At 44.4% G+C, this 25,746-nt stretch carries 26 protein-coding genes and 1 pseudogene; 4 read left to right on the forward strand and 23 right to left on the reverse strand.

Going from position 1 to position 25,746, the window contains the following annotated elements:
• Nucleotides 1–35: 35 nt before the first annotated feature.
• The 3 genes from AC0L6V_RS15570 to AC0L6V_RS15580 form a co-directional block, all read right to left on the reverse strand.
• Nucleotides 36–2,252, reverse strand: a complete 2,217-nt coding sequence (locus tag AC0L6V_RS15570) for a methyl-accepting chemotaxis protein (RefSeq protein WP_265218066.1) — start codon at nt 2,250–2,252, stop codon at nt 36–38.
• Between the two features lie 205 nt (nt 2,253–2,457).
• Nucleotides 2,458–4,392 (reverse strand): bifunctional 2',3'-cyclic-nucleotide 2'-phosphodiesterase/3'-nucleotidase, encoded by a 1,935-nt coding sequence (locus AC0L6V_RS15575; RefSeq protein ID WP_265218067.1) that lies wholly within the window; start codon nt 4,390–4,392, stop codon nt 2,458–2,460.
• A 303-nt stretch (nt 4,393–4,695) separates the two neighbouring features.
• Complete coding sequence (locus tag AC0L6V_RS15580) at nt 4,696–5,373, reverse strand: zinc metallopeptidase (RefSeq protein ID WP_265218068.1); 678 nt, start codon at nt 5,371–5,373, stop codon at nt 4,696–4,698.
• A gap of 113 nt (nt 5,374–5,486) precedes the next feature.
• Between AC0L6V_RS15580 and AC0L6V_RS15585 the strand changes: the two genes are divergently transcribed.
• Nucleotides 5,487–6,065, forward strand: a complete 579-nt coding sequence (locus tag AC0L6V_RS15585) for a DNA-J related domain-containing protein (RefSeq protein ID WP_265218069.1) — start codon at nt 5,487–5,489, stop codon at nt 6,063–6,065.
• 159 nt (nt 6,066–6,224) lie between these two features.
• Entirely contained in the window at nt 6,225–7,409 is a 1,185-nt protein-coding gene (gene mltA / locus AC0L6V_RS15590) for a murein transglycosylase A (RefSeq protein ID WP_265218070.1), read from the forward strand.
• An 82-nt stretch (nt 7,410–7,491) separates the two neighbouring features.
• Here mltA and AC0L6V_RS15595 read toward each other — a convergent pair whose 3' ends face one another.
• From AC0L6V_RS15595 to AC0L6V_RS15645, 11 genes and pseudogenes are all read right to left on the reverse strand, one after another.
• A complete protein-coding gene (locus AC0L6V_RS15595; protein WP_409418760.1) occupies nt 7,492–8,436 on the reverse strand; it encodes an energy transducer TonB in 945 nt (314 codons plus the stop codon).
• The gene (locus AC0L6V_RS15600) at nt 8,433–8,864 is read right to left on the reverse strand and encodes an ExbD/TolR family protein (RefSeq protein ID WP_265218073.1); all 432 of its coding nucleotides are present in this window, start codon (nt 8,862–8,864) and stop codon (nt 8,433–8,435) included. The genes AC0L6V_RS15595 and AC0L6V_RS15600 overlap by 4 nt, the downstream gene beginning before the upstream one ends.
• Nucleotides 8,861–9,283 carry an ExbD/TolR family protein gene (locus AC0L6V_RS15605; protein WP_265218074.1) on the reverse strand — a complete coding sequence of 141 codons (423 nt, stop codon included), beginning with the start codon at nt 9,281–9,283 and terminating at the stop codon, nt 8,861–8,863. Before AC0L6V_RS15605 ends, AC0L6V_RS15600 begins: the two co-directional genes overlap by 4 nt.
• Nucleotides 9,273–9,416: a hypothetical protein gene (locus AC0L6V_RS15610; RefSeq protein WP_265218195.1), complete on the reverse strand. Its 144-nt coding sequence runs from the start codon at nt 9,414–9,416 to the stop codon at nt 9,273–9,275. The genes AC0L6V_RS15605 and AC0L6V_RS15610 overlap by 11 nt, the downstream gene beginning before the upstream one ends.
• Nucleotides 9,417–9,536 (reverse strand): annotated as a pseudogene (locus tag AC0L6V_RS15615) (MotA/TolQ/ExbB proton channel family protein); the annotation flags it as partial.
• Between the two features lie 635 nt (nt 9,537–10,171).
• Entirely contained in the window at nt 10,172–11,107 is a 936-nt protein-coding gene (corA, locus tag AC0L6V_RS15620; protein WP_473481863.1) for a magnesium/cobalt transporter CorA, read from the reverse strand.
• Nucleotides 11,108–11,397: 290 nt separating this feature from the next.
• Nucleotides 11,398–12,141, reverse strand: coding sequence for an amino acid ABC transporter ATP-binding protein (locus AC0L6V_RS15625; RefSeq protein ID WP_265218076.1), 744 nt, complete (start codon nt 12,139–12,141; stop codon nt 11,398–11,400).
• 12 nt (nt 12,142–12,153) lie between these two features.
• Nucleotides 12,154–13,272, reverse strand: coding sequence for an amino acid ABC transporter permease (locus AC0L6V_RS15630; RefSeq protein WP_265218077.1), 1,119 nt, complete (start codon nt 13,270–13,272; stop codon nt 12,154–12,156).
• A 1-nt stretch (nt 13,273) separates the two neighbouring features.
• Complete coding sequence (locus AC0L6V_RS15635; RefSeq protein ID WP_265218078.1) at nt 13,274–14,407, reverse strand: amino acid ABC transporter permease; 1,134 nt, start codon at nt 14,405–14,407, stop codon at nt 13,274–13,276.
• 83 nt (nt 14,408–14,490) lie between these two features.
• A complete protein-coding gene (locus tag AC0L6V_RS15640; RefSeq protein ID WP_265218079.1) occupies nt 14,491–15,510 on the reverse strand; it encodes an amino acid ABC transporter substrate-binding protein in 1,020 nt (339 codons plus the stop codon).
• A gap of 247 nt (nt 15,511–15,757) precedes the next feature.
• Nucleotides 15,758–16,429 carry a GntR family transcriptional regulator gene (locus AC0L6V_RS15645; protein WP_265218080.1) on the reverse strand — a complete coding sequence of 224 codons (672 nt, stop codon included), beginning with the start codon at nt 16,427–16,429 and terminating at the stop codon, nt 15,758–15,760.
• A gap of 185 nt (nt 16,430–16,614) precedes the next feature.
• Here AC0L6V_RS15645 and iadA point away from each other — a divergent pair, with 185 nt between their 5' ends.
• The gene (gene iadA / locus AC0L6V_RS15650; RefSeq protein WP_265218081.1) at nt 16,615–17,784 is read left to right on the forward strand and encodes a beta-aspartyl-peptidase; all 1,170 of its coding nucleotides are present in this window, start codon (nt 16,615–16,617) and stop codon (nt 17,782–17,784) included.
• A 50-nt stretch (nt 17,785–17,834) separates the two neighbouring features.
• Here iadA and AC0L6V_RS15655 read toward each other — a convergent pair whose 3' ends face one another.
• The 6 genes from AC0L6V_RS15655 to AC0L6V_RS15680 all read right to left on the reverse strand — a co-directional run bounded on the left by AC0L6V_RS15655 (nt 17,835) and on the right by AC0L6V_RS15680 (nt 21,988).
• Nucleotides 17,835–18,479 (reverse strand): DUF305 domain-containing protein, encoded by a 645-nt coding sequence (locus AC0L6V_RS15655; RefSeq protein WP_265218082.1) that lies wholly within the window; start codon nt 18,477–18,479, stop codon nt 17,835–17,837.
• A 104-nt stretch (nt 18,480–18,583) separates the two neighbouring features.
• On the reverse strand, nt 18,584–18,973 hold the full coding sequence (locus AC0L6V_RS15660; protein ID WP_265218083.1) for a hypothetical protein: 390 nt from the start codon (nt 18,971–18,973) through the stop codon (nt 18,584–18,586).
• Between the two features lie 113 nt (nt 18,974–19,086).
• Entirely contained in the window at nt 19,087–19,278 is a 192-nt protein-coding gene (locus AC0L6V_RS15665) for a hypothetical protein (protein WP_265218084.1), read from the reverse strand.
• Nucleotides 19,279–19,429: 151 nt separating this feature from the next.
• Nucleotides 19,430–20,011: a LysE family translocator gene (locus tag AC0L6V_RS15670; protein ID WP_265218085.1), complete on the reverse strand. Its 582-nt coding sequence runs from the start codon at nt 20,009–20,011 to the stop codon at nt 19,430–19,432.
• A 72-nt stretch (nt 20,012–20,083) separates the two neighbouring features.
• Complete coding sequence (locus AC0L6V_RS15675) at nt 20,084–20,926, reverse strand: AraC family transcriptional regulator (RefSeq protein WP_265218086.1); 843 nt, start codon at nt 20,924–20,926, stop codon at nt 20,084–20,086.
• Nucleotides 20,927–21,019: 93 nt separating this feature from the next.
• A complete protein-coding gene (locus AC0L6V_RS15680; protein ID WP_265218087.1) occupies nt 21,020–21,988 on the reverse strand; it encodes a DMT family transporter in 969 nt (322 codons plus the stop codon).
• Nucleotides 21,989–22,109: 121 nt separating this feature from the next.
• Between AC0L6V_RS15680 and AC0L6V_RS15685 the strand changes: the two genes are divergently transcribed.
• Nucleotides 22,110–22,979 (forward strand): LysR family transcriptional regulator, encoded by an 870-nt coding sequence (locus AC0L6V_RS15685; protein ID WP_265218088.1) that lies wholly within the window; start codon nt 22,110–22,112, stop codon nt 22,977–22,979.
• Nucleotides 22,980–23,071: 92 nt separating this feature from the next.
• On the opposite strand, the gene AC0L6V_RS15690 is transcribed toward AC0L6V_RS15685, so the two are convergent.
• The 3 genes from AC0L6V_RS15690 to AC0L6V_RS15700 all read right to left on the reverse strand — a co-directional run bounded on the left by AC0L6V_RS15690 (nt 23,072) and on the right by AC0L6V_RS15700 (nt 25,744).
• On the reverse strand, nt 23,072–23,539 hold the full coding sequence (locus AC0L6V_RS15690; RefSeq protein WP_418138412.1) for an MATE family efflux transporter: 468 nt from the start codon (nt 23,537–23,539) through the stop codon (nt 23,072–23,074).
• A 34-nt stretch (nt 23,540–23,573) separates the two neighbouring features.
• Nucleotides 23,574–24,404: an MATE family efflux transporter gene (locus tag AC0L6V_RS15695; protein ID WP_418138413.1), complete on the reverse strand. Its 831-nt coding sequence runs from the start codon at nt 24,402–24,404 to the stop codon at nt 23,574–23,576.
• Nucleotides 24,405–24,502: 98 nt separating this feature from the next.
• Entirely contained in the window at nt 24,503–25,744 is a 1,242-nt protein-coding gene (locus AC0L6V_RS15700; RefSeq protein ID WP_265218091.1) for a multidrug effflux MFS transporter, read from the reverse strand.
• Nucleotides 25,745–25,746 lie beyond the last annotated feature (2 nt).

Raw genomic sequence — 25,746 nt, forward strand, 5'->3', positions numbered from 1 at the left:
GAACTTTTTAGCGAACTAAAATCACCAGTATTTATTCAACCGAGCTTAAAGCGACTAATAATACGTTCAAGATTCGCCGATAGTTTTGCCATATCATCGCTCGATTTTGATATTTCAGCGATGGTCTTCTCATTCTGTGAGGAAGCTTTGGTGACAATTTCAACGTTCCCGCTTATCTCATTGGCAACCACGCCCTGCTCTTCCGAAGCACTGGCGATTTGTTCCATCATATTACTGACGTTATCGACATAATGGACCGCATCCTCAAGCGACTGTGCTGTATGACTGGCTGCACCCGATACTTTTTGTACGTAATCCACACAAGCATGCAGCATCTTTTGAGCGGCTAATGCCTCTGTTTGTAAGCGGCGAATGATGTCCGCAATTTGCTCAGTTTCTTTTTGAGTGTTTGATGCCAAACTCCTCACTTCATCGGCAACTACCGCGAAACCACGACCAGACTCACCGGCACGGGCAGCTTCAATCGCGGCATTCAAAGCAAGTAAATTGGTCTGATCAGAAATCCCCTGAATAGTCACCACGACTTTAGAGATGTCTTCCGTACGTTGATTTAGTGTATCTACGGTAACACGTGCTTTGTGCACTTCCTCCGTCACTTGCGTCATATCGTTAACAGCATTTAATAGCTCTTGCTGACTCTCGCTCACCCGCTGTTTGGCGTCTTCTGCTGCACTGGCTGCCTCTTGAATATTACGCGCAACATCTGTCACAGAAATGGCCATCTGCTGCATCGAGTTACCAATTTCTGTTGTGCTCGTGTGCTGAGACTGCACGTTAGCACTAGCCTGCTCAGAGATAGTAGCGAGTTCACGAGAAGAAGCAGATTGAGATACAGCGCTATTTTTTACTTGTTGAATCAACTCATTAAGATTATTCGACATGCTTCGCATCGCACCATACACGCTAGATGCTGATGCGGTATCACTAAAATGAAGTGATAGATCTCCAGCGGCAATTTTTTCTGCAATTCGCTGCATTTCTTTAGGCTCTGCTCCAAGAGGGGCCAATACCGCTCGCGCTACCCACAAAGCGATGAACACCACACAGATACCGATAACAATCGCCAATATTAGAAAAGCATAATTGAGCTTGTTTACACTGGCTAACGCTTCCGCTTCACTCATTTCTGCTGTCAAAATCCATTTCAAGTCCTTATATTCAAATGGTGCATAAGAAGACAGCACCGCGTCGCCCTTATAGTTTTTACTAAGTTGCGTATTTGAAATGCCTTGACTACCTTCAGTCAAAGCAAGGGTATCAACTCGGCCTCGATCTGGATAACGAAACGATGCCAGAACAGAGTGAGATTCTGGATCAAGGATAGAATCTGAACGCATCTTTCCATCCTCACCCATTAAATAGGTTTCACCCGTCATGCTCAGACCAATATTCTGTGACATGATCTGATTCAACGCATCAATTGGAAATTGTGCGATCACAATCCCTATCTGCTTTCCTTCTCGATAAACCGGTGTTGATAAAAAGCCTGCTGGTGCTTGGTAAGACGGCAAATACAAAGAAAAATCGGTAAACGTGACACCATCTGATGACAACGCCTTTTGATAAGCCATTGCTAGACCAGAACTTTTAAAAGGGCCAGTTTTTAAAGAGGTGCCAAAATCCACCTCTTTAAACACGGTGTAAATAACATCACCGTCTAACGACACCAAAAAAACATCATAGAAACCAAACTCTTGCTGCACTTTTTGCAAATAGGGGTGAATACTTTGATGGAAACCGTCGTAAGCTGGAATATCGTCCGATGTTAACGCTTTATCTTTTTCTCCTACAGAGTGAGGGTTATTCGCTATGTAGGCATATTGCAAAGCAATGGCGGCAGGCGACATCTGAGACGTTAGAGAGCTAGATTGAAAGCTCGCCGTCTCGTTTTCCGGCAGCCTTGAGGCGAATTCTGTTTGATAAAAACGATTTAACTCACCAAGTTTATTATCATCAACGGGAATGGCTTTTAGCCGATTATAAGTATTTTCCAAAATAGGCAACATACGCACGACAGAAGGGTTTTCCGCTAACAAAGAAAGCCCATTTGATAAGGTCTCAAGATACGCTACGACAGATTGTTTTTTGGTTTCTCTTAACGACATTAATTGATTATTGCCCATTTTGATTAAAGCGTCTGATGAGAAATAAACCGCCACTGCCGAAGAAATTAAAACAGGAAGAAAACCCACTAAAAGTAGAATTGCTAATATTTTCTTTTTAAACGTCATAAGTCAATTCCATTACGATTAGGTAACAATTCATACACTTTTGCGGTGTAGGTATAGCTATCGATACAGGTCAAACAATCCTGAACGTCATTTCACACCTTGGTCCAAAGTAACGTATTAATGTCAAACGCTTACTTCCATGTAAGCATTTAACGCTCTAGCTAAAGAAAAACCAAGTATGGATTTGTAGACTATTGCAACTGAACTATTTCAACTCAAAGATAGCAAAGCCATTTTCGTCTAAAGACTTATACATCATATTTTTAGCCGCAGCTTCTTTTGCTTTTGGCGCCGTAGTAAACAAAACGTTTGCTTTACCAAATCCCGTAAAGGACCAGTTCCCATCTGCTGCTGGGTTAATAACCGCCTGGCTTAGCAAGTAGTTCGCAACGACGTCACGGTTCTTATCGGGTGCGTCAATGACAATGGTGTCGCCATTCAAGTTCGGGAAGTGACCGCCACCGCCTGCGCGATAATTGTTGGTTGCCACTAAAAACTCATCTTTCGGACGAAGCGCTTCGCCATTAAACATAACATGAGTGATGCGGTGGGCATCTTGATTGATTACTTCCCCATCGCTGTTATAGCGTGCCGGTTGGGTGACATCTATCTTATAGGAAATGCCGTCAATCACATCAAAGTTATAAGTTGGGAAAGACGCATTCACCAACTGTTGTGGCTCGGTTGAATAGGGATCGATCTGATTAAATTGACCCGCCGCCGCTTCTAGCCACTCCACTACTTGCGCACCCGTCAGTTTCACCACTTTTAAATCGTTAGGGTAAATGTACAAGTCACTGACGTTTTTCAATGCGATGTCACCTTTTGGCACATCGGTGTAATACTCTGGGCCACCACGACCACCGGCTTTAAAAGGCGCTGCCGCAGACAAGATAGGCAAGCCTTCATAAGACGTACCACGAACAATATTCTCCACGTACCAAATCTGCGCATTATTGACGATTTGAATAGAAGGATCATCTTGCACCAGTGCAAAGAAGCTATTGATGTCAGCGGTAGATTCACCCACTTTACGACGCATATACTCCAAAGTACCTTCGTGTTCGGTTTTCACTGCGTCATTAATACTCGCGTCGGCTTCCACTAAAGCCACCGTGTCACGGCCTTCGCGACGTGCAATAGCACGCACTTCCGCTTTGCCATCGGCAACTTTCCAACCATTACCCGCAGGTTCAAGCGTTAAATCAATCACCCCAAGGTGAGAACCCCAAAAACCCGGCATAGTCGCAGGCTTGCCAAATACGGTGCCTTTGTCACCATCCACGCCTTCAAACTCAGCTAATGCCTTGTCGCCAGGGAAGATACGGTGGGAATGACCAAACAAAATAGCGTCGATGCCGTCTACTTTCGCCAAATGGTATGTGGCGTTTTCTTCGCCTTTTAAATAAGGGGAGTTCATCATGCCACTGTGTGGGATCGCGATGATCACATCCGCGCCCTTAGCCTTCATTTCTGGTACATATTTATTGGCGGTTTCGATGATGTCCTTGGCAATGACTTTATGGGTTAAGTTGTCTTTATCCCACGTCATAATTTGAGGTGGCACAAAGCCAATATAACCTATTTTGACCGATTGTTTATTGCCGTCAGAATCGACGAAGGTTTTGTCTTTGATAATGTAAGGCTGGAAGTAAGGCTGGTCATTAGACGCATCGTTGTCGCCATCGTCCACGTAGACATTCGAGTTAACGTAAGGGAAGTTCGCGCCACTCAAACTTTTCATTAAAAAGTCTAAACCGTAGTTAAATTCATGGTTACCAACGTTACCCACATCGTAATCCATGAGGTTCATGGCTTTAAAAGCTGGGTGAGTTTCACCGAAGCGCAACACGCGACCTTTTGCCACATAATCGCCCAGCGGCGTGCCCTGTAATAAGTCACCATTATCCACCAACACAGAGTTTGCAACCTCTGCACGGGCCGCCTTGATCAAGGTCGCCACACGGGACAAACCCACCGCGTCACTTTGCTTATCGCCGTAGTAATCGTAATCCACCAAATTCATGTGAATATCCGTAGTTTCCATGACCCGCAAGTCAATAGTAGAAGCCTGCGCCATCGCCGCAAAAAGCAAAGAAGAGGCGAAAAATGTCGCGCCCTTAGGAACAAAAAACGTCATGAAAATACTCCATTCATACAGTCATCTTGCGTATCAAAAAATACTAACCAAAAAGTCAGTTTTCATAGTAAGACGATTTTATGCGAAGTTCATGCCTTTTTTGTGACAGTTGTTTATCCACTTTGAGCGTGTAAAGGACCGGATATGTCGGATCACGGTCGTACCTCCCTCATCCGACCTACGCGCCATAGGCTTAAACTCAGTAAGAACCAAACGGCGTTTTGATGAGACAGGCGTACTTTTCTTGAGTTAGCAAGTGAGGAAAAACGCCGTTTGGTTCGATTCAAATAGAAACTCAAAGTGCTAACGCTTAAACCAGCGCCAAACGAAGAGGACTTTGATGAGTGCAGCGGCGACGTAGGTCATGGCGCAGGCCGTGAGGATCTTCTTCACTTTGGGTAGGTCTTCCTGTGGGATGTAGTTACCTTCGGCAAGGATGGGTAAGGCTTTGTTAAAGCTGGCGTCCCATTCTTCGGGCAGAATGGCGACTTGCACTAATACGGCCAACAGACCAGATAACCCAACCACCAACGCGTGCAGCGGCACAGCGTAAGGCAAATGCAGCAACAGCGTGATAGCTGGCCAGCCTAACAATAAACCTGCGGTGATGCGTCTCGCCATGTGCGCTAAAGGTAAATAACGCGTGCTAAGGTGGGAGATTTTTTGTTTCTTTTCGTGGGCAATGGCGTGACCGACTTCGTGAGCCGCTACCGCAACAGCGGTGAGCGAGCGACCATTTAATACACTAGGACTTAGACGAACAACATGTTGACCAAAATCGAAATGGTCATGGCCTTCTTGCGTTGCTTCCACTTTGACCTCATTAAGCTCAAAGCGTTTCACCAAGTGCGTTGCCAGTTCTCCGCCCGTTCCAGGCAGGTCGTTACGCTCGGTAGAATAGCGCTTCAAGGTGTATTTTACCCAAGCACTTGGTCCAACCAAGAGTAAAAGTGCGATGACAATTCCGATAATCCACAACATAAATAAGTCTTTTAACTACCCAAGTTAACAAAAAATATTCCGCTCAACTTTGACCCTTTTTGCTGTCATCACATACACTGTATGAAATAACACTAAACCAATAAGAGCTTAATATGAAAAATCCCTTAGTTGGTCCTATTCTCGCGATTTTAAAAACGCATCCTAGCGGCATCAGTGAATTTGATATTCTCAAGACACTGAAAGATCAGTTACCCGAATTTCGTCAGTTGGCCGACGATGCGAACTTGCAACTTTTTCGCCAACACTTTCTTATCATGAATGCCTTATATCAATTACAAAGTAGCCTCTGGCAAGAGGAAAGCTTAACCCTTAGCATCAATGCGATGCGCATTCAGTTACTCAGTGCCACGCACATCAATCTCTCGCAGAATACCACGTTAAGCGACAGCGCAGATGCAAAACTGGCGGCCTACTATCTAGATTGGAGTGAATACGAAAAAACCGATGCTGATGAGGTCTCTCGTCTTCTTAACAGTTTCTATAAGGGTATTAGTTTACCTGGCAACCGAGACTCGGCTCTTAAAACACTGCAAATCGACAGCACTAATCCAACCAAAGCGACCATTAAACAACACTACCGAAAGTTGGCCCAAAAGCACCACCCAGATCGAGGCGGCGACCAAGATGTTTTCATCGGTCTAAGACAGGCCTATGAGTACCTGATGTTCTAAAAGGTTCCCCAGTAGAACAAAACCCGTCTTTTAAGTGTAAAGCTCTCTTTCTGTGATTGCTTTCATTTCTATAAAAATTCAAGATGAACCTCGCTCATCATTTGTGGTCAAAACACGACCTTTTATTACTTCATTGATTCATTTTATAGAAACAGGCCTATGACTTTTTCCTCTTTTTTTCAGTCTCTTCAACCTTCTCGATTACTCTCTTTAAACCTTCGTCCTCTTTGTCTAGCGTCATTCACCTTACTGGCTAGCTGCAGTTTAACGGAGATTGACCACTCCAATGACTTTGAGAATAATGGTCGAGACGTCACCGCATTGAAACGTGACACCCTATATCTAAAAGAAAGCCTTCCACCAGGATTACCTTATCCAGACAAAAGCTTTCAAAGTGGCTTAGCACAGCAAATCAAGTATTTAAATCGCATAAAAGACAAAGATTATTTACTAGAAAACACCCAAACCAGTGTCGCCGACTTAAGACTCGTTGCCCAAGAAATAGACAACTGGCTGCGCAATCCAACCCAGCAACCGAAATTGATAGCTCACCAGTTAGCAGGACAAGATAAAAGAGGCAATGTACAGATCACCGGCTATTACGTTCCCATTTTGCCAGTGCGTCATCAACCAGATGACGTATACCGTTATCCACTTTATCGTAAGCCGACCCAACGAAATGCAGAAGGAAGATTTCCTTCCCGTGAAGAAATCGACTTTGAAAACGCCCTCGCTGGACAAGGTTTAGAGATCGCTTACACCGCAAGTTTGGTCGACAATTTTTTCCTACATGTACAAGGCTCTGGCGTTATTGAATATGAAAATGGCGAGCGTAAACTCTTATCTTGGGGTGGAGTGAACGGCCACGCTTATCGTAGTTTAGGAAAAGTGCTCATTGAAAAAGGTGAGATTGATAAGGCCGATATTTCAGCGCAAAGTATTCGCCAATGGCTAAGCGACCATCCTGAGCGCAATAGGGAGATTTTATCGACTAACCCAAGCTATTTGTTTTTTAGCGAAGGTCCACAAAACCCTGTTGGCGCCGCAAACGTGCCATTAACTCCGCTTTATTCTGCGGCGGTTGATCCAAATGTCATCCCGCTTGGGTCCATTTTATTGGCTCAAGTCCCTAAACTAGACCATTATGGTAACTTAATAGGGCATGATTTTCGTCTATTACTCGCACAAGACAAAGGCGGTGCTATTAAAGGACCAGGACATATTGATTGGTATCAGGGCATAGGCGAAGAAGCCCACTTCCATGCAGGCCAGCTAAAACACTTTGGCAAGGTTTGGTTGCTGCTACCGAAGAATCCGATACCCGAAAAGTTGATTGCTAAATAAACACATCCTTTCAATAACAAAACGCCGTACTGTCATCACCCAGTACGGCGTTTTCCATTTGGCTAGGTTTCACTAAAAACCATCACATAAGGTCACTTAACTTAAAGGAAACGGGAAGGTTTATCTTGAGTTCGGTTTCCGTCATGTCTTTAGGAAATTTCGGTAATGGTGTTGAACGTTTAATCATATCTAACACCGCATCATCTAAGCGTTTGTGTCCTGAGCTTTCTGTAATCATCACATCCGACACCGAGCCATCGGCATGGGCCACAAACGATAAGGAAACCACGCCCTCTTCATTGCGGCGACGAGAGGCTCTTGGGTAACGTTTATTTTGTGCCAATACCGATTTTAGCTGAGTAAAATAACTTGCCTTAGCGCCCGGGTTACCACCACTACTCGCCGCATTACCACTACCTGTTGTGACCTTTCGGTTCGCCATAGAAGGTGGGGCAACTTGCGGAGAAGCGGCCTTCACCACAGATTGCTCTTGTTTGTTCGATTCAGGCTGCGGTTTTGGCTCAGGTTTTGGTTCTGGCTTAGGTTTTGGTTCTGGTTTCGGTTCTGGTTTCGGTTCTGGTTTCGGTTCTGGTTTAGGCTCAGGTTTTGGTTTTGGCTTAGGCTCAGGTTTTTTTACTTCAATAGGCGATTTTTGCTTGACCACTACAGGCTCTGGCTCCTGAATCACTTCTGGTTCTACCACAGGCTCTTCAATCACTTCAGGCTCAGGCTCAATCACCGGCTCTTCAATAACCTCCGGCTCTTCAACGACCTCAGGTTCGACTTCTGGCTGAACTTCTTCAATAGGCTCTTCCATAACGTCTTCGGTTTCTTTGACTTCTTCTTGCGCAGCCGTTGTTTGCGCTGCAGCACCGAGATCGCCTAGCATACCAAGATCAAACTCAATACCCTGAGAACCAATCGCTTGACTACCCTCTGTCGGGCTATAAAAAACCGCATAAAAAGCCCCTGCATGGAGTGATATTGCTAAACTACCTGCAATCACCCAGTGTCGCGTGGAAATCATTCTTTTCCTCGCTCTAATTGTGTTGCCAAACTCACCTTAGTCAATCCTGCTAACCGAACTTGATTAAACACTGGACGTAACTTCTCTAATGAAATACTGCCATCTGCTTTAATTTGTACCCAAAAAGCTTCTTTGTCCGGTGCTGAAGCAAATTGCTGCTCCAAATAAGCTTGCACATCATCAATAGAAAATAAGGCATCATCGACATACAAGCTGCCATCTGTGCCTAACACGATTTCAATACTGGGGTCAGTGACCGCTCGATTGTCATTGATAGAATGGGGCGGCATCACAGCGATAGGATCGGCTTTTTGAATTTGGCCAGCCACCATAAAGAACACCAACATCAAAAACACCACGTTGATCAACGGCACCATGTTGTCATCATTGGCGGCGTTTCTTGTGGCGTATTTTTCGCCTATTTTCATTTCGTCTCCGGCATAGCAAAAGCATTCGCAATGGATACGGTTTTTGCACCATTAAACTTCAGACGGTCAGCAAGATGCATCAAGGTCTGCAAGGTAACGCCCTCTTCCGCCTTGATGACAAAAATGCCACCATTATGGTCTGCCACAAGTGTCTGCAAGCGAGATTGATCGGAAAAACTAACGGCTTGCCCCTCCACCCAAACCTGATCATCGTTTTGCTTCAAGGTAAGAATAAGATTGTCTTTTTCTTCGACAGGCTTTTGTGTGTCAGGCGTCATAGACAAAGGAGTATCCACAATACGCCAAGGCACAAAGCTCGAGGTCAACATAAAAAACAGCAAAAGAATGAACACCACATCGATCAGTGGCGTTAAGCTAATGGCATTCTTACGTTTAGGTTGGGAAAGATTAAGCGGCATGCAGCATCTCTTTGGTAGCTTTTGCCACCAAATGCTTCGCTTCTTTGCTAGTGAAAACTTGAGTCACGGCATCGTTCATGTTGTGAGCAATGCGCTCAACCTTGCGCTCCAACCAGCTTTGTAATGTCACCACAGGAATCGCTACCGCCAAACCCACAGCAGTCGTTAACAGTGCCTGCCAAATACCGCCAGATAACACAGAAGGATCCACTTGATTCCCAGCCCCTTCCATTTGCTGGAAAGCGGTAATCATACCCAATACTGTACCGAGTAACCCTAACAATGGGACTCAAGGTAGCAATGATTTCCAATGGACGTAGATAGGAACGAAGCTGATTGAGTCGACTCATCGCTCGACGCTCCACTTCTTCACGAATCAAATCCGCGCTGGTGTTCGCTGCTAATAAGGCACGCATGGTATAACCAACAAGCGCATCAATCGGGCGTTTTTCATCTAACTTTTCAAGCGCACTTTCCGCGCCTTGGTTACGCCAAGCATCCAAAGCCACATTGGTTGTTTTGAGACTTTCAGCACGCAATGATGATAGCTGCCAAAGCTTCAAAAAAACGATGGTCAGAGCCACGATAGAAAACACCATCAGAATCCACACGACAGGCCCACCGACCTGCAAAAAATCGATTATTTTCTGCTGTATTGAATTTTCCACAAGACTCTCCGCTGAATAAAACATATTGGACAAATGGTAGTCATTCTCAACCACATTTTCAATATGTAATTACCAAATACAAAAAATAGATGCTGCTCAAGGCGTATTAACAGGGGAGAAAAGTCTGATCATTCAAGAAAGGCGCATAATCATGGACGTTCACCATGATTATGCGTGATAAATGCAGTGAAGGCCGTTGCGCTAGAGCCAACCACGATGCTTAAAATACCAATAAGGCGCAAAAGCTGAAAACACCATCAAGCCTAACGCGGCAGGATAACCAAAATCCCAGCCGAGCCTCGGGCATAATATTAAAGTTCATCCCATAAATGCTAGCCACCAATGTTGGCGGCAAAAATACCACGGAAGCAATCGAGAAAATCTTGATGATTTTGTTCTGTTCGATGTTAATAAAACCTTGCGTCGAATCCATCAAGAAGTTGATTTTATCGAACAAAAACGTGGTATGGGACATCAAGGTTTCAACGTCACGCATCACCTCGCGCAGTGTTTCTGAATAGTCTTGGCGATTCGGTAAATGTCGTAGCAGAAAAGAAATATTACGTTGCGTATCCATCAAACAAAGACGAATTTTTCCATTGCTGTCTTCCAGCCGCGCTAGCTTCTCGATAATCGTATCCAATTCGGTTTCGTCATCTTCCAGCACCAAATGACTGACACCTTCCAACTGACGATGAGAGTCTTCTAGCGTATCAGCGTGGTTCTCTACTTTATTCTCAAGCAAGGTAACCAATAAATGCGCCGCTGAATCAACAATGATTTGGCCTCGGCGCGCACGCATACGCAACAACCTAAAGTCAGCCAATTCTGTTTCACGAATGGTAATCAGCCTATCTTGCTGCAAAATACAAGCGACGGTGGACGTCTTATGGCGACCTTCCGTTTGATTCAAAAATAGCGAGTGAACATGAATGCCCGCTTGATCAACAAAACAACGAGCAGACGCTTCAATCTCTTCAACATCATCAGACTCAGGAAGATCCGTTCTTAATAAGTCCTTCAGCTGTAATCGCTCATCGTCATCAGGTTCCGCCGCATCGATCCAATTGGCCTCCTTTTGCAACGTGGCAAAATTCTCATCTTCTTTGGAAATCTCTTGAATCAGTCCATTAGAGATTTTAAAAAATCTTAACATCTTCTTTCCTCGATATACTGGGCATTTTATTTCAGCCTAATCACGTAATCTGGCACAGCTTACAACCTATAGAATAGACACTAGAGATGTGTGTTTTATGACGTTGAAATAGGTTTGTGTGGTTGCAAGAGTGCTTATTGTATCTCACGTCTGAGAGAAACTGCAGGACAAAAAAAGAGGCAATACAGACCAAGCCGCATTGCCTCAAAAAAAGACCGTTCCCTGGGAGGAGATGGTCTGTCTTCTTATCGAGTTGGATAAGAAACTTTAAAATGTCATAACAAAAGCCATCAGTGCGCTAATATTTGGTCCAGAAAAGCTTTGGCGCGTTCTGTTTTTGGTTTCACAAAAAACTCTTTTGGCGGCGATATTTCAATCACGCTGCCCGCTTCCATAAAGACAATACGATCCGCAAATTCTTTGGCAAAGCCCATCTCATGAGTCACACAAATCATTGTCATACCGTCTTTCGACAATGAGCGCATAATTTCCAGCACTTCAGAAATCATTTCAGGATCAAGTGCGGAGGTTGGTTCATCAAATAACATAATGTCTGGAGACATGGTTAGCGCTCTGGTGATGGCAACACGCTGCTGCTGACCACCTGACAATTGACCAGGATACTTTTGCTCTTGATCGCCAATTTTCACCTTACTAAGTAAATCACGCGCGATATCGTTCGCTTGTGCCACAGGCATCCCCAGCACATGACGTAAGCCAAAGGTGCAGTTATCTAGCACCGTCATATGGGGGAAAAGATTAAAGTGCTGAAACACCATCCCCGTATGACGACGAATTTTCTCGATGTCTTTAACATTGTCACTGATGGTGATATCGCAAATAGTAATATCGCCTTCGTCGTGTTGCTCTAAATTATTAAGGCAACGAATCAAGGTGGATTTCCCTGAACCAGAAGGTCCGCAAATCACGATGGTTTCGCCTTTGGCGACCGCTAAATCAATATCACGTAGCGCATGATATTTACCGTACCATTTGTTAACTTGATCCAGCTTTACTACTGTTTGTTCAGACATAATGTATTCCCATTAATGTTTTGTGCGTTTAATACGGCGCTCTAGATGCGCGCCATATTGGGCAATAGAGAAACAAGCGATAAAGAAAAACGCTGAAATAACAATCGGACCTTCTGCATGAAGCCCAAGCCATTCCGCGTTATGAAACGTCGCATTAATCGCACCCATCACTTCCAATAATCCTAAAATCATCACCAAGGTGGTTTCTTTAAATAAACCGATAAAGTTAGTGATTAACGCAGGGACTGAGTTACGTAGTGCTTGCGGCATCACCACATACGCCATCGTTTTCCAATAGCCACAGCCCATCGCATAAGAGGCTTCAATTTGGCCTTTTGGTACGGCTTGGATCGCTCCACGAATGATCTCTGCTTTGTACACAGCCGAAACGAAAATCAGCACAAACAAGACTCGGAACAATACGTCGATAGACACACCACTTGGCAAAAAAAGCTGCAACACTAAAGACGCCATAAATAAGAAAGTAATCACAGGCACCGAGCGAATCAGCTCGATATAGCCGGTACAAGCCCAACGCAAAATGGGTAACTGAGATTGTCGACCTAATGCCAAAAGAATAGAGACAGGCAACGACAAACACATAGCAATAATGCCCAAGAAAAAGGTCAGCGTTAAGCCGCCTAACGCACTGGTTGAAATATCTTCAAAGATGAACCCACCTTTAAGCAACAACCAAAGTACAACTGGCAAAACAAGGATATAAGCTACAATCCATTTTTGTGGAATTCGTTGACTAAACAACAAGGGAAAAGCAAAAAGCCCTACGGCAAACGCCGAATTCACTCGCCATTGCTCAGACTCAGGAAAAGGTCCGTAGATGTAATAATCCATGTATTGCCGGATCGGAATCCAACACGCAGCGCTCGGTGCACAATCTGCGCGGCTGGTTCCACTAAAGGTGGCGGAGAAAAACAGCCAATCTAAAGCTTTTGGCAACAGTAAACACAAGAGTGCAATAATGGACAAAGTCACCACACTGTCCAACCAAGTGTTGAAAAGATTACGTTTTATCCACACAACAACTCGGCTAAAGCTGAGAGGCGTCGCTTTTTTCGCTCTCGCCTCAACAGGCTTACCGATTATTTGTTCTATGTTTGTTTGATGATTCATCTTATCGTCCTTTCAACTGCATAGCTTTGTTGAAACGTCCCATAATGGCTGCCAATATCAGGTTCAAAAAACCATAACTCGCCATAACAATCACGATGCACTCGATGGCTTGACCGGTAATGTTTAAACTACTGCCACCCATGGTGCCCATAATGTCCATAAAGCCAACCACCGAACCCAATGCAGCGGCTTTTAGTACGTTGATATAAATAGACGTCATTGGTGGAATAATAGAATGCAAGGCTTGAGGGATTATCACTTTATTCATCACAATATTGGGCTTTACACCAAGCGCTAGACCGGCTTCCATTTGCCCCTTAGAAATCGCCAAGATACTTCCTCTAATGACTTCTGAACCATGTGCTGCAGAGTAAGTACTTACTGCGATAATGAGCATTATAAATTCTGGAGGAAGCGTCCAACCCTGTTGGAAGTTAAAACCAACCAGTCTTGGTGTATTAAAACTAATAACAGGCGAAAAAACTAAGCTTGCCGACACAGCCAAAATAATCGTCATCAGCAAAATAGAGAGACATTGGCGTCCTGTTGTCGTCATCCTTTTTTTAATAGCAAAAAACAGTATTCCCCATAGTGTGACAAACACTAATGATGCCAATATGCCATAATTCCACACCACACTAGGAATGGATAAACCACGATTTGAAAGAAACGATACATCACCAAAATTAAACGCCTGACGGACTCCAGGTAATGTCAAAGATAAGGTATACCAAACCGAGATATGCACCAAAATCGGCACATTGCGAACATATTCAACGATGCAAAGAGAGACCTTAGACAGTAAAAAATTCTGTGACAAACGCATAATAGCCAAACACAAAGCCAGCACCGTCGTTAACAAGATAGCTATGACAGCAAACGCAATCGTATTGACCATTCCAGCCGCCCACGCCATAAGGTGCGAAGAGGTTTTTGGATCATAATGAATTAAGCTGTAGCTAATATCGTAGCCTGCGCGCTGAAAAAGAAAATCAAAACCGCTTGTCAAACCAGCATCACGCATATTGGTCGCAGCATTGAATGCTAAATACATGGCGCCAAAACAAATGACTACAAAAAATACGAGCTGTATCAGAGTATCTCGCACTTTTCGGTTATATAAAAAAGAATGCATAAACCACTGCCATTAAGCTAACTAAAAAGTATTGATCATAATAAAAGCCAGTTTATTCATGAATAAACTGGCAGATATGGTCATTAACGGAACGGATAGGCGTATAACAGACCGCCCTTGGTATAAAGGTTATTTAAACCGCGATCGAACTTAAGCGAAGAATCCTTACCGAGGTTACGATCAAAGATTTCGCCGTAGTTACCCACCGCTTTAATGGCGTTGTAAGCCCATTTATCATCTAAGCCAAAGTTCTTGCCCAAACTGCCTTCTGTGCCAAGTAAGCGCATCACGTCAGGTTTGGTACTGTTTAGTTTTTCATCAACGTTATCTTGAGTGATCCCCTGCTCTTCTGCCTCAATCAAGGCCATTGCTGTCCAAGTAACGACTTGACGCCATTCGTCATTGCCTTGTTTTACATAAGCACCCAATGGCTCTTTGGAAATACGTTCAGGCAAAATCACGTTTGCCGATGGATCTGGCATACCTTGACGATCAGCCGCTAAAGCAGAGGCATCATTGGTCACAGCATCACAACGATTCGCTAGATAAGCGGCCGTAGATTCAGCACTTCCTTCTACGATGAGCGCTTTATAACTTAAACCTCGCGACTCAAAATAGTCGTTAATGTTTTTCTCGCTTGTCGTACCTGGGTAAGTACAAATAGTCGCACCGTCTAATTCTTCAATCGAATTCACACCCAGCTCTTTTTTCACCATCAAAGCTTGGCCGTCATAAAACCAAGGCGTGGTGACATCCACACCATTCAAACCATCACGCGTAGCAGTGAAGGTAGTAGAACGCGCCAACATATCAATTTCATCTGTCACTAACGCCGTTAGACGGTTACGAGAGTTCATGGTAATGAACTCAACTTTAGATGCATCGCCAAATACCGCTGCAGCAACGGCTTTGCAAAGCTCAACATCTAGTCCAGTCCAATTGCCTTTTGTATCAGGCGTTGAAAAACCCGCTTTACCAGGATGGATACCACACTTCATAACACCGCGTGCTTTTACTTCTTCTAGCTTGTCCGCTGCGTAGACAGAAGCACTAGTAGATAAAACTCCAGCACCAATGATCGCAGTCGCAATTAGTTTTTTCATTGTTGTAATTCCTATATTGAGTTCCGATGTGACAAACAAAGAATACTTTGGATACATATTAATAGTCAATAATGAAAAAATGGATACATAAAATTCAATTTGATTGCATGATTTAGAACACACGCCATCCAAATGAGAGAAAATCGGCACGTTTAAAAAACATCTATAGGAGAAAAACAGACATGGGGATCACCACCTTCTCAGGAAAAAACCTTAAGAAGGTGTGTTAATTAGGTAATACAGAAGGTTACAACTTGGTAGCTTGACGGCGTTTTAATTGCTGAGATTTCAATTGTTCAGCCAGTGCATAAGCGCTCATCATGATATGACTTTCCAACGCATAGCAAGCGCCTTCTATGTCCTGACGTTCGCAGCGATCAATCAATTCATCGTGCTCACGTAAGGAGCGAGGCGTATTACGGTGACTCAAAATAAAAGACTTCAAACGCGCATAATGGCGATGATGTAGGTCTTTGATCACGTTTTGCATCAAAGGACGATTGGCAGGTTTATATAAGACTTCATGGAACTGATAGTTTAATGGCGTCCATTCCTCAGGAGCACATTTTTTTAGGCTTTCATTGATTTCACGGGCTTTCGCAATGTCCTCTGGCCCCATCAACGGAATAGCTAATTCAAGTAACTTCACTTCAATTAACGCTCTAAGCTCACACTTTTCAAGAAAACTTTCTGGCGAAATGGTCGTGACCGTTGCTCTGCCTGTATCGCGAATTTCAACTAACTCTTCTCCAGCTAATATCTGCAAAGCTTCTCGCACTGGCGTGCGGCTAACTTGATAAGCACTGGCAATATCCACTTGCGAAAGCGCCATTCCTTCAGGATAAGTACCATCCAAGATTTTAGCTCGTATGTCTTCCGTAACCGACAGTACTGCTTTTTGTTTGTTATTTTCGCTCATGAAAGCCTATCTAATTGAGTTTAATGAGGTTTCTAAATAAAACCGCATAAAATATGAACAAGATTTTAGCATAGAGTCATCTTATCTGCGACAGTAGACGATAGAAATACAAGCAATAGGAACTTGATTAATGTATTCATTTAATATAAAAACAACAGCAAAATGTATCCATTATGGTTTTATATATGTTCACTCTCGTCAAAAATGCAAATGTGTACGCTCCAGAGGCACTTGGTATCAACGATATTTTGATCGCTGCTGGCAAAATTTTAAAGATAGACAGCAAGATCGATATCACAAATATCACTGATACTCAGGTTATTGATGCACAAGGACAAACACTCATCCCAGGTTTTGTCGATGGTCATGTGCACTTGATTGGTGGCGGTGGCGAAGGCGGCTATCACACTCGTACACCCGAAGTGTTGCTCAGTCATTTAACCAAAGCAGGCATTACCACGGTAGTTGGCTTATTAGGAACAGACAACGCAACACGCCATAATGAAAGTCTTTACGCTAAAACAAAAGCGCTCACCACAGAGGGCGTTAGTGCGTATATGTTTACTGGTGGTTATAAGGTTCCAACCGAGACCATTACTCAATCAATTCAACGAGATATTGTCTTTATCGACCGAGTCATTGGTTTAAAAACCGCCCTTTCCGACCATAGGTCTTCGCAACCAACCATAGAAGAGCTATCACGCATGGCTTCAGAAGCACGTGTTGCAGGTCTTATTTCTGGAAAATGCGGTCGAGTTGTCGTACATCTTGGCAATTCCCCAAAAGGTTTTGGACCGCTGTTTGAGGTAGTTGAACGCTCAGACATTCCAATTTCTCAGTTCATACCGACTCACGTCAATCGCACCGAGTTACTGGCAGATCAAGGTATGGAATGGTTAAAACTAGGTGGTTTTGTTGATTTGACCGCAGGCATAAACCCAGACAAAGGCGCAAAAGGCAGTGTCAAAGCGTCTCGCTTTTTAGCTCGCTGTAAAGAACAAAACATCGATACTAGTCGAGTTTGCATTAGCTCTGATGGTAATGGCTCTATTCCAGTATTTAATGAAAAACGCGAGCTTATTGGTTTAAAAGTGGCAGGTTTTAGCTCTTTACTCTACCAGCTAAAAGAAATGATTCAGGTCGAAAATATGTCGATCACTGAGGCGATTATTCCTTTCACTCAGGCTCCAGCCCAATGCCTAGGATTAGCGAACAACAAAGGCAAAATATCAGTAGGAAAAGACGCTGACTTTTTGGTCTTGGATCATAATCTCGATATTCAACACACTTTCGCTCAAGGTATTTGTCATATAAACAATGGCGTAGTCCAAATCAAAGGGACATTTGAAGAATAAACGCCTAGCTGATAAACCCTACCGATCATTGGATCGGTAGGGTTTTTAGCTTAATACTGTCGCATTACGTTAATTTCACGAGTTTGTTCGCTGATCACCATTTGCGCCATTTTGATGAGTGCTGGGTCACGACTAAACTGCAGCAGCACTTTTGCCATGGCTACCGCGGCCTCATGATGTGGAATCATGCCGTCTATAAAGTCACTATTCACATCGCCACTGGCGGATAATCCATGCATCTCCGCCATCATGGTCGCATTAATCGCAGCGTAGGCAGCTTTAATTTGCTCTGCTTCTGCCGATGGTCGCGCTTCTCCATAGCTGACCAACCAGTCTTGCATAAAGGCGATCTCACTCGATTGAGCCGCCACAACGTCTTCGGCCAAAGGCTTCAACTTGTCAGACATCTGCGCGGAGGCAAGCAACTGTTTCGCCATATCAATCGCCCCTTGGTGGTGTGGAATCATGCCCTTTACAAAGTCGTAGTCCGCATCTCCGGTCAACTCTGTGGCATGCATATCCATCATCATTTTTTGGTTGGATTGCACAAACAAAGGCACATCACGGCTTACAGAAGACGACATCGTGTCGTGCCCTTTATGAGGGGTTGTGTCATTCACCACATTGGTGCAGCCAGACAGAGCTATGCTGCTGGCTAACATCGCCGCAACACTGTATTTTTTAATACCTATCATAATTTCATCTCACATTATGGAGTGTTTAGTCATCCCTAGAATCTATACCAATAATGAACACATTCGTACGGATGGTGACAATATCGCGTTTGATAACGCGTGTTTTAACTCACAGTAAACATTGATAATCGAGGTGGCGGTGTGACAGGTTCTAAAAAATGATGGGGCCATTGCTGGCGCGACGCTAACAATGGCCAATAATGTGTCAATGCTGAAAACGGTTCAAAGAACGGTGATAAAACCGCCAAAGTACAGTGATCAACACAGTCAAGATAACTCATGTCCGAAGCATGATGGTGAGAAGCAAAAGACGCTAAATTCGACTCCTGCATTGAAGCATTTACCGAATGTGCTGCATGTACGTCCACCGATATCGGCAAGCTATGATGTGCCATGTCGTGATAAGGAGTCACTTGGATTAAAGCCGATAAAAGCAACCCTCCTCCCGCCAGCAGACACATCATAATCAAGACAATACGAGGTACTTTTAGCACACCATTAAACCTACAAATAAATATATTCGAATAGCATACTCTGCAAATGCCGACACAACAAACACATCGAAACAGAATCAATCCATTTCTGCACGAATCTATTTTGCCGTTCTCTATTTTTTTGGATAATCACTCATCTCTTTGATCAAGGTAAATAGATTACCTTTAGCAACTTCCGCCTCAAAACTGTCTTGCATGATGCCCATGTCTTTGCGCAGTTCATGGGACAAAGACGCAAGCTTCTTACGAGAGTGGTAACGTTGAAAACAAACCGAAATGTGCTGTAGCAATGCAATGATGATCATACCAACCTCCTAATGTCGTGAAACGTCTGAGCAAGCAATAATAAACGCCTTAGTACCAGCCCAACAGACGCAGACAGATCATTAAAAAAACACACAGAATCCAATACAACCCCTCTGTATTGTCACTTTCTCTTTGTTCTGTATGCTTTTACTAAGCGAAGATAAATCGATACGCCACATAGAGTAATAACAGCGCCATAATGCGATTCACCCACGCCATGATGATAGGATTCATTGCGGCTTTTTTAAGACGAGAGCCTGCGAGTAAATACACACTTGGCGCACCGCAGGCCATAGCGGCAAGCCCGAGTGACCAGAGAGCAATATGCCAACCCTCGATCTGTGCTCGTGGAAATTGCACGGTCACAATAGGCACAATGGCGACCAAGGCTTTAGGATTACAAAGTTGTAATATCAATCCGGTTTTAAAGCTCACTTCTGTATCTTTGGCTTTCAACGTACTTTGCTGAAAGCTCGCCCATAAGATTTTCAGCCCAAGGTAGGCGATATACAGGCCACCCAATACAGCAATAAAGGATTGATAGTCTTGGGGAATAATCTCGCCACCTAAATAGCCAATCAATAGAAACAAGATCAGCATGGCGGCCCCAACACCAACGCAATACAAGAACGCCCGCCAACCTTGCCCATTTATTCCGGCAAACAACGCCAGCATATTGGCAGGTCCTGGACTGTACATAACACCAAAGGCATAAATGAGTATTTCGAGCATGGGTATTCCTCAAATGGATATTGATAAAAAGACGTCAGTAACATTCGGTATGTAAAGTAGTGAGTAGTACGACTAACTACGCAGCAAAGTGCGCCTAAATTGATAAGGCGTGAGGCCAAACATGGGTTTGAATCGTCGGTTAAAGTAACTCAGATCGCTGAAGCCAAAGGTAAAAGCCACATCCGCTAACGGCATACCAAGCTCAAGCGCTTCTTTGGCACGGTTAATACGATAGTTTTGCCAATACTGATGGGGCGTCATACCGAAATAATCACGGAAACAACGCAACAAATGATACTTAGACATATGCGCCACTTGACTTAACTCGTCGAGAGACACTTCTTCCCCGACATGAGCATGTAAATAATCGCGCACTCGCTCAAAAACAGGGTCTTTCGCGCGGCGTTTGGACTTGTCTAGACTAACAGAGCGCTGAATTCCCTTTTGGCGCGCTAAATATTCAGCAAATTCAAACAACGCAGACGAGTACTCCAATGCCGAGGTTGACGTACTTTCCACTAAAGCGGCCAAACGCAGAATATGCGTTTTGAGCACAGCATCGTGTTGCACAGTATGTTCGATACGAAAGTCTTGTGCTCGTCGAACGCCAGCACTGGCAAGCATAGGGCTTAGTTGATCAGGATGAACATAGAGCATTTTGTAGTGCAGCGTATCGTCACCACCAGAATGACCGTCGTGAGCGTCTTCAGGATTAAACACAATCACATTGCCAGCATAGCTTTTGTGATGTTCACCTAAAGCGAAGAAATCCTGACGACCGGATAAGGTCACGCCGAAAGAAAACTCTTCATGGGCATGAGTACCATAAGAAAAATCGCTCATAGAGGCTTCCAGCAACATGACTTCATCAAGCACAGCGCTTTTCGCAAACTGAAAACGATTTTCTGCCGACATCACACCCTCTCTCAACTCGCCCAATCAATAACCATAGACTAACCAATAACAAACAGAAAAGATTGGACAATATTGCTCAATGAACTGTCTTGACTAACAATTTTGTTTAGCAACGAATCCTGCACTATGGCGTTCAGTAAGCGCCAGAACAACAACCGATGCCATTAAAATAATCACACCAAACATAGCCAAAGGCGTCAGTTTTTCTCCCAAAAATAGCACAGCAATAGCCGCCGCCGTCACGGGTTCGACGAGCACGATAACCGATGCCGTTGTAGCGCGGACAGAAGCAAGGCCTGTATTGAACAGTATGTAGGCAACAGCGGTCGGCACCAAACCAAGGTAACTGAGAAGAACAAGGCTATGATACAAATTTCCTGAAAGAGGCAGCAAGCCTTCAAGTAAGGCGAATGGCAATAGACAAACGGTTCCGACTATTATGCCAAAAAAGGTAACATTAAATTGATCAGTACGATCACGCCGACCCATCGCTCTAGTAATAAGAGTGACACTGACATAACAGACAGAAGATAGGGAAGCGAAAGCCAGCCCTAGCAATGAATTAGACCCAACATCTCCGCCACCCGTCAACAAAGCAAGACCAAAAATAGCAAAGGCGATGATCAGTGCACCCGACCAGCCGATTCGTTCACCCATTGTCAGATAAGAACCGATAGCCATCAAAATTGGTCCCAACCCTAACGTCACTATGGTAGCCACTGCTAAGCCGCTATATTGCACCGCTGCGAAATAGGCGGTCTGGTAAATCGCGAATCCCATACCAATGATAATAACTCGTGCCCAGCGCTCGCGGATAAAGTCTCGCATGGCGCTTCTTTTGTCTTTCGAACTCATGATGAGTGCCACAATAGCAAGAACCAACATACCGATGGCGAAGCGCCAAAACGAGACCGCAATCGGCCCAAGACCACTGCGATAGAGAACAGCAGCGACAGCCCCTCCCGTGCCCCACGCAATGGCAGCAAAGGACACATAGAGCAAGCCACGGCTAACCGATAAAGTGGAAGAAATCTCCTTTACACCAGCTGCTTCAGAAACCATGTTTAACCCTCAGTTTAAAATGAATACCTTCTGTTCTTGCAGCAAGCGTCGCTTAGTTATATATAAGAGTAAAACGCATAATTCACTAAACAATCATTCGAAAAACGAATAGGTAATACCAATGAATTACCCTGACTTACAAATAAGCTGGTTACGAACCTTTGTGGCAGTGGTCGATACTGGGTCTTTATCCGCCGCCGCGCCATTGGTGCATCGCTCTCAATCTGCCGTCAGCATGCACATCAAAAAGTTAGAAGACATTATTGGTACAGCTATTTTATCTAGAGGACCCCGTCATTTAGAGGTCACATCAAAAGGCATTGAATTACTTGCCTACTCACGACGAATCCTCGAATTACAGTCTGAGGCCTATGAGGCCCTGTTTGGCACGCAATTGACCGGCCTAATTCGCATCGGTGTTCCTGATGACTATGCCATGTACTTGGCCCCCGTTTTACGAAGCTTTGTTAGTCGCTATATGGGTGTAGAAATCGAATTAACCTGCGAACAATCAACCTCTCTTATTCCACGTATCAATAGCAACGAACTGGATATAGCGCTAATCTCTCGCGACAAACCAGAAAATGGGGAGTTGCTTTTTCAGGAGCCAATGGTTTGGGTGGGAGCGTCAAAATACGAAGTGTGGCGGCGCAATCCTCTACCTATCGCTGTCTATGAAGCGGGTAGTATGGCTCAAATTGAAACATTGTCGGCCTTAAATAAGTTCAACAAAGATTATCGCATTGTTTATAAAAGCTCGGGGCTAGCTGGTCAGCTTGCTGCGGTGGAAAGTGGATTAGCGGTGGCAGCACTGACTCGTTGCAGTGTTCCTGCCGAATTGCAAATTTTACAAAATTTACCCGCTGAATATGATTTACCTAAACTAGCGGCAATGGAAGTGGCTGTCTTTCGCAGTAAACGATCACAAAAATCGGCAGCCGTGGATGTGATTTACGAGCAAATAGTTCAAGCGTTAAAAGTCGACGCTTAATATCTATATCAATATGGTACAAATCAATAAATAAGTGGCTACAAGGTTAACCACTCAATTAAAGAATAAATTTCTACCAGAGCATGAAGCTGTTAAATAGTTTGTTTTCTCTCTACTTGAGCTAATGCTCTTAGGTACATACGCCCAGCACAAATACCCGCGAGGATATTGCCGACCAAAACACCGAAGAACAGCCCTTTAAGCCCCGCTAGTTCAGAACCAATCCATAGGCAAGGCAGAAAGAAAGCAAACAAGCGCAATGCCGATATTGTTAGAGCTGTGTAGGATTTTCCTAACGCATTAGAGATAGACACCATCAACATACAGATACCAAGCAAACCAAGGCTCACCGGTACTATCATCAGATGCCAATGCAAAATCATCGAGACGTCTTCATCGCTGGTCATTAAGTTTGCCAATACGCCCGAGATAAAAAAAGTAATGACGGCGATCACTAACTGAAACGACAAGACAAAACGACACGCCAAACGCACCACGTAACGCACATCATCCAAGCGACCTTCGCCTAACAATCGCCCTACCATGGGAGGCATAGACATAGTCAGCGCCAACACAGCAACAATAGAGAAAAACTCAAAGCGTGAGTCCCAGCGCCCAAGAAGCCACCGCGGCCGTACCAAACCCAGCAATTAACTTAGTGGCTAACATAGAAGACACAGGCGGCAACAACTGACTGACCATCGCAGGCCCCATAATATGACCAATCGACGCCAAGCTTTTGACGATATTTAAGTCTTGCCAATCAAAGGTAATCCAATGCTTTCGAGCCACTTTCGGCGCAACCATCAAAACACCCAGACCAAACGCCACCGTCGTTGCCATCGCGGCACCGTTCAAGCCAAGGTCTAGCGTGAAGATGAAGATAGGGTCTAACACCAAGTTGAGTACGCTGGTGACTATCATCATGATACCAGGTAACAAGGTGTTCCCATTGGAACGACAAATACTGTAGTAAAAATAGATTAATGCCCCAACCCACGCACTCAGCAACCAATGAGGCCAATAAGCATCAATAATAGGATAGACAGAATCAGGGGCACTTAATAACGCCAAAATCGGATGACGTAACAACCAAATAAGCACGCTAAAAAAAGCAATCCCCACGCTTCCCATCATCAGTACCAAACCACCTAATTGCTTGGCGTAACGGGTGTTCCCCGCCCCTAAAGCTCTTGAAATAATCGCCGTTGTCGCAATCCCAAGACCCACCTGCAGACCGATCACAATCATTTGAATGGGCAAGGTAAAACCCTGTGCCGCCAGTGGTAAAACCCCCAACTGACCAATAAAAGCACTGTCCACCAACTGAAAACTCATCAACGACAAAATGCCAAACATCATCGGCCATGTCATGGAGAAAAGTTGCTTTGCTAAGGGCGCAGAGGGAGATACTTGAGAGGACATAGGTTGCTCATACAAAAAACTGAACCTCTATTCTAACCTACTTTGCTGACAACTGAATGACACACACCTTCACCAAACAAACTATGCGATGAAAAGTCTCATTCTTCAGCATGACGCTGACTTTGCTTATGCCCATAGTTCAGCATGACTAAAGCAATCATAGAAAAAATAGCAAAACCGCTAGCCAAAGGAATAACAGTAAAGTTATAGAACTGTCCTGCGATGGTTGCTAAGACAATGGCAATTAAGCTTGATAAAGACGAGATTAGCGAAGCGCCAAGCCCTGCCATGTTCCCTAATGGCTCCATCGCCATGGCATTCACATTACCAAAGACCATACCGAGACATGAAAACATCACCATACCCAGCACCATAAAAAATACAAAAGGCGGCACGCCATCAAAGAAAAAAGCCACAACTAACAGGATAAACGCGGTCGAACACATAACACTTAACGCGCCAACCACGCAGCGCAGCATGCCTACTCGCAGGACAATTTTGCCGTTTGAAAAGTTAATGATAGAAGAACCTATCGCCAGCATGGCAAAGAACAACGGAAAACGATCACCCGTGTCATACACATCCTGAAAAATAGATTGTGCCGTACTGATATACAGCATCAAACCTCCAAAAATACAACCTAACAGAATGGTAAAGGCCATCACATCACGACGACTCAGAATGATGCGCACGTCAGCCATTAAGCGTTTTCGGTTTAACGGTACACGGTTCTCTTTTAGCAAGGTTTCTGGTTGGCGTAACAAAAGCCAACCACCGGCAACAGCGGCTTGTATCATCAATAAAGCAAAAATCCAGCGCCAATCAGCCACTTTAATCACCAGTTGCCCCAATGACGGTGCAAGCATGGGCACAAGAATAAACACCATCATGACAAACGACATAATGCGCGCCATAGCGGCGCCTTTGTACAAATCTCGCACCAAGGCACGGGAGGCAATTTTAGGGCCAGCAACACCAAAACCTTGAATCATACGGCCCAGCAAAAACACCTCGATAGACGTCGCCAATAACGCAATCACAGAACCTAAGAGATAAATACTAACGCCAATTAAAATGCTTTTTTTACGGCCAATCGCATCCGACAGCGGGCCAAAAACGATCTCACCAAACACCATACCCAGAATCATCGCTGAGACAATCCACTGAGTTTGTTGATAATCCACAATAGCAAGTGATGCCGCAATTTGTGGGAACGCTGGCAACATGGCGTCCATACTCAACGCGGTCAGTGACATCATCAAGGCAAACAGCGCAATGAACTCTTTTTCGGCTAAGCGCCGTTGCGGTTTGTCCGCTACTTGGGCATCAGAAAGCGACATCC

Source organism: Marinomonas sp. G8-14 (genome assembly GCF_055808935.1).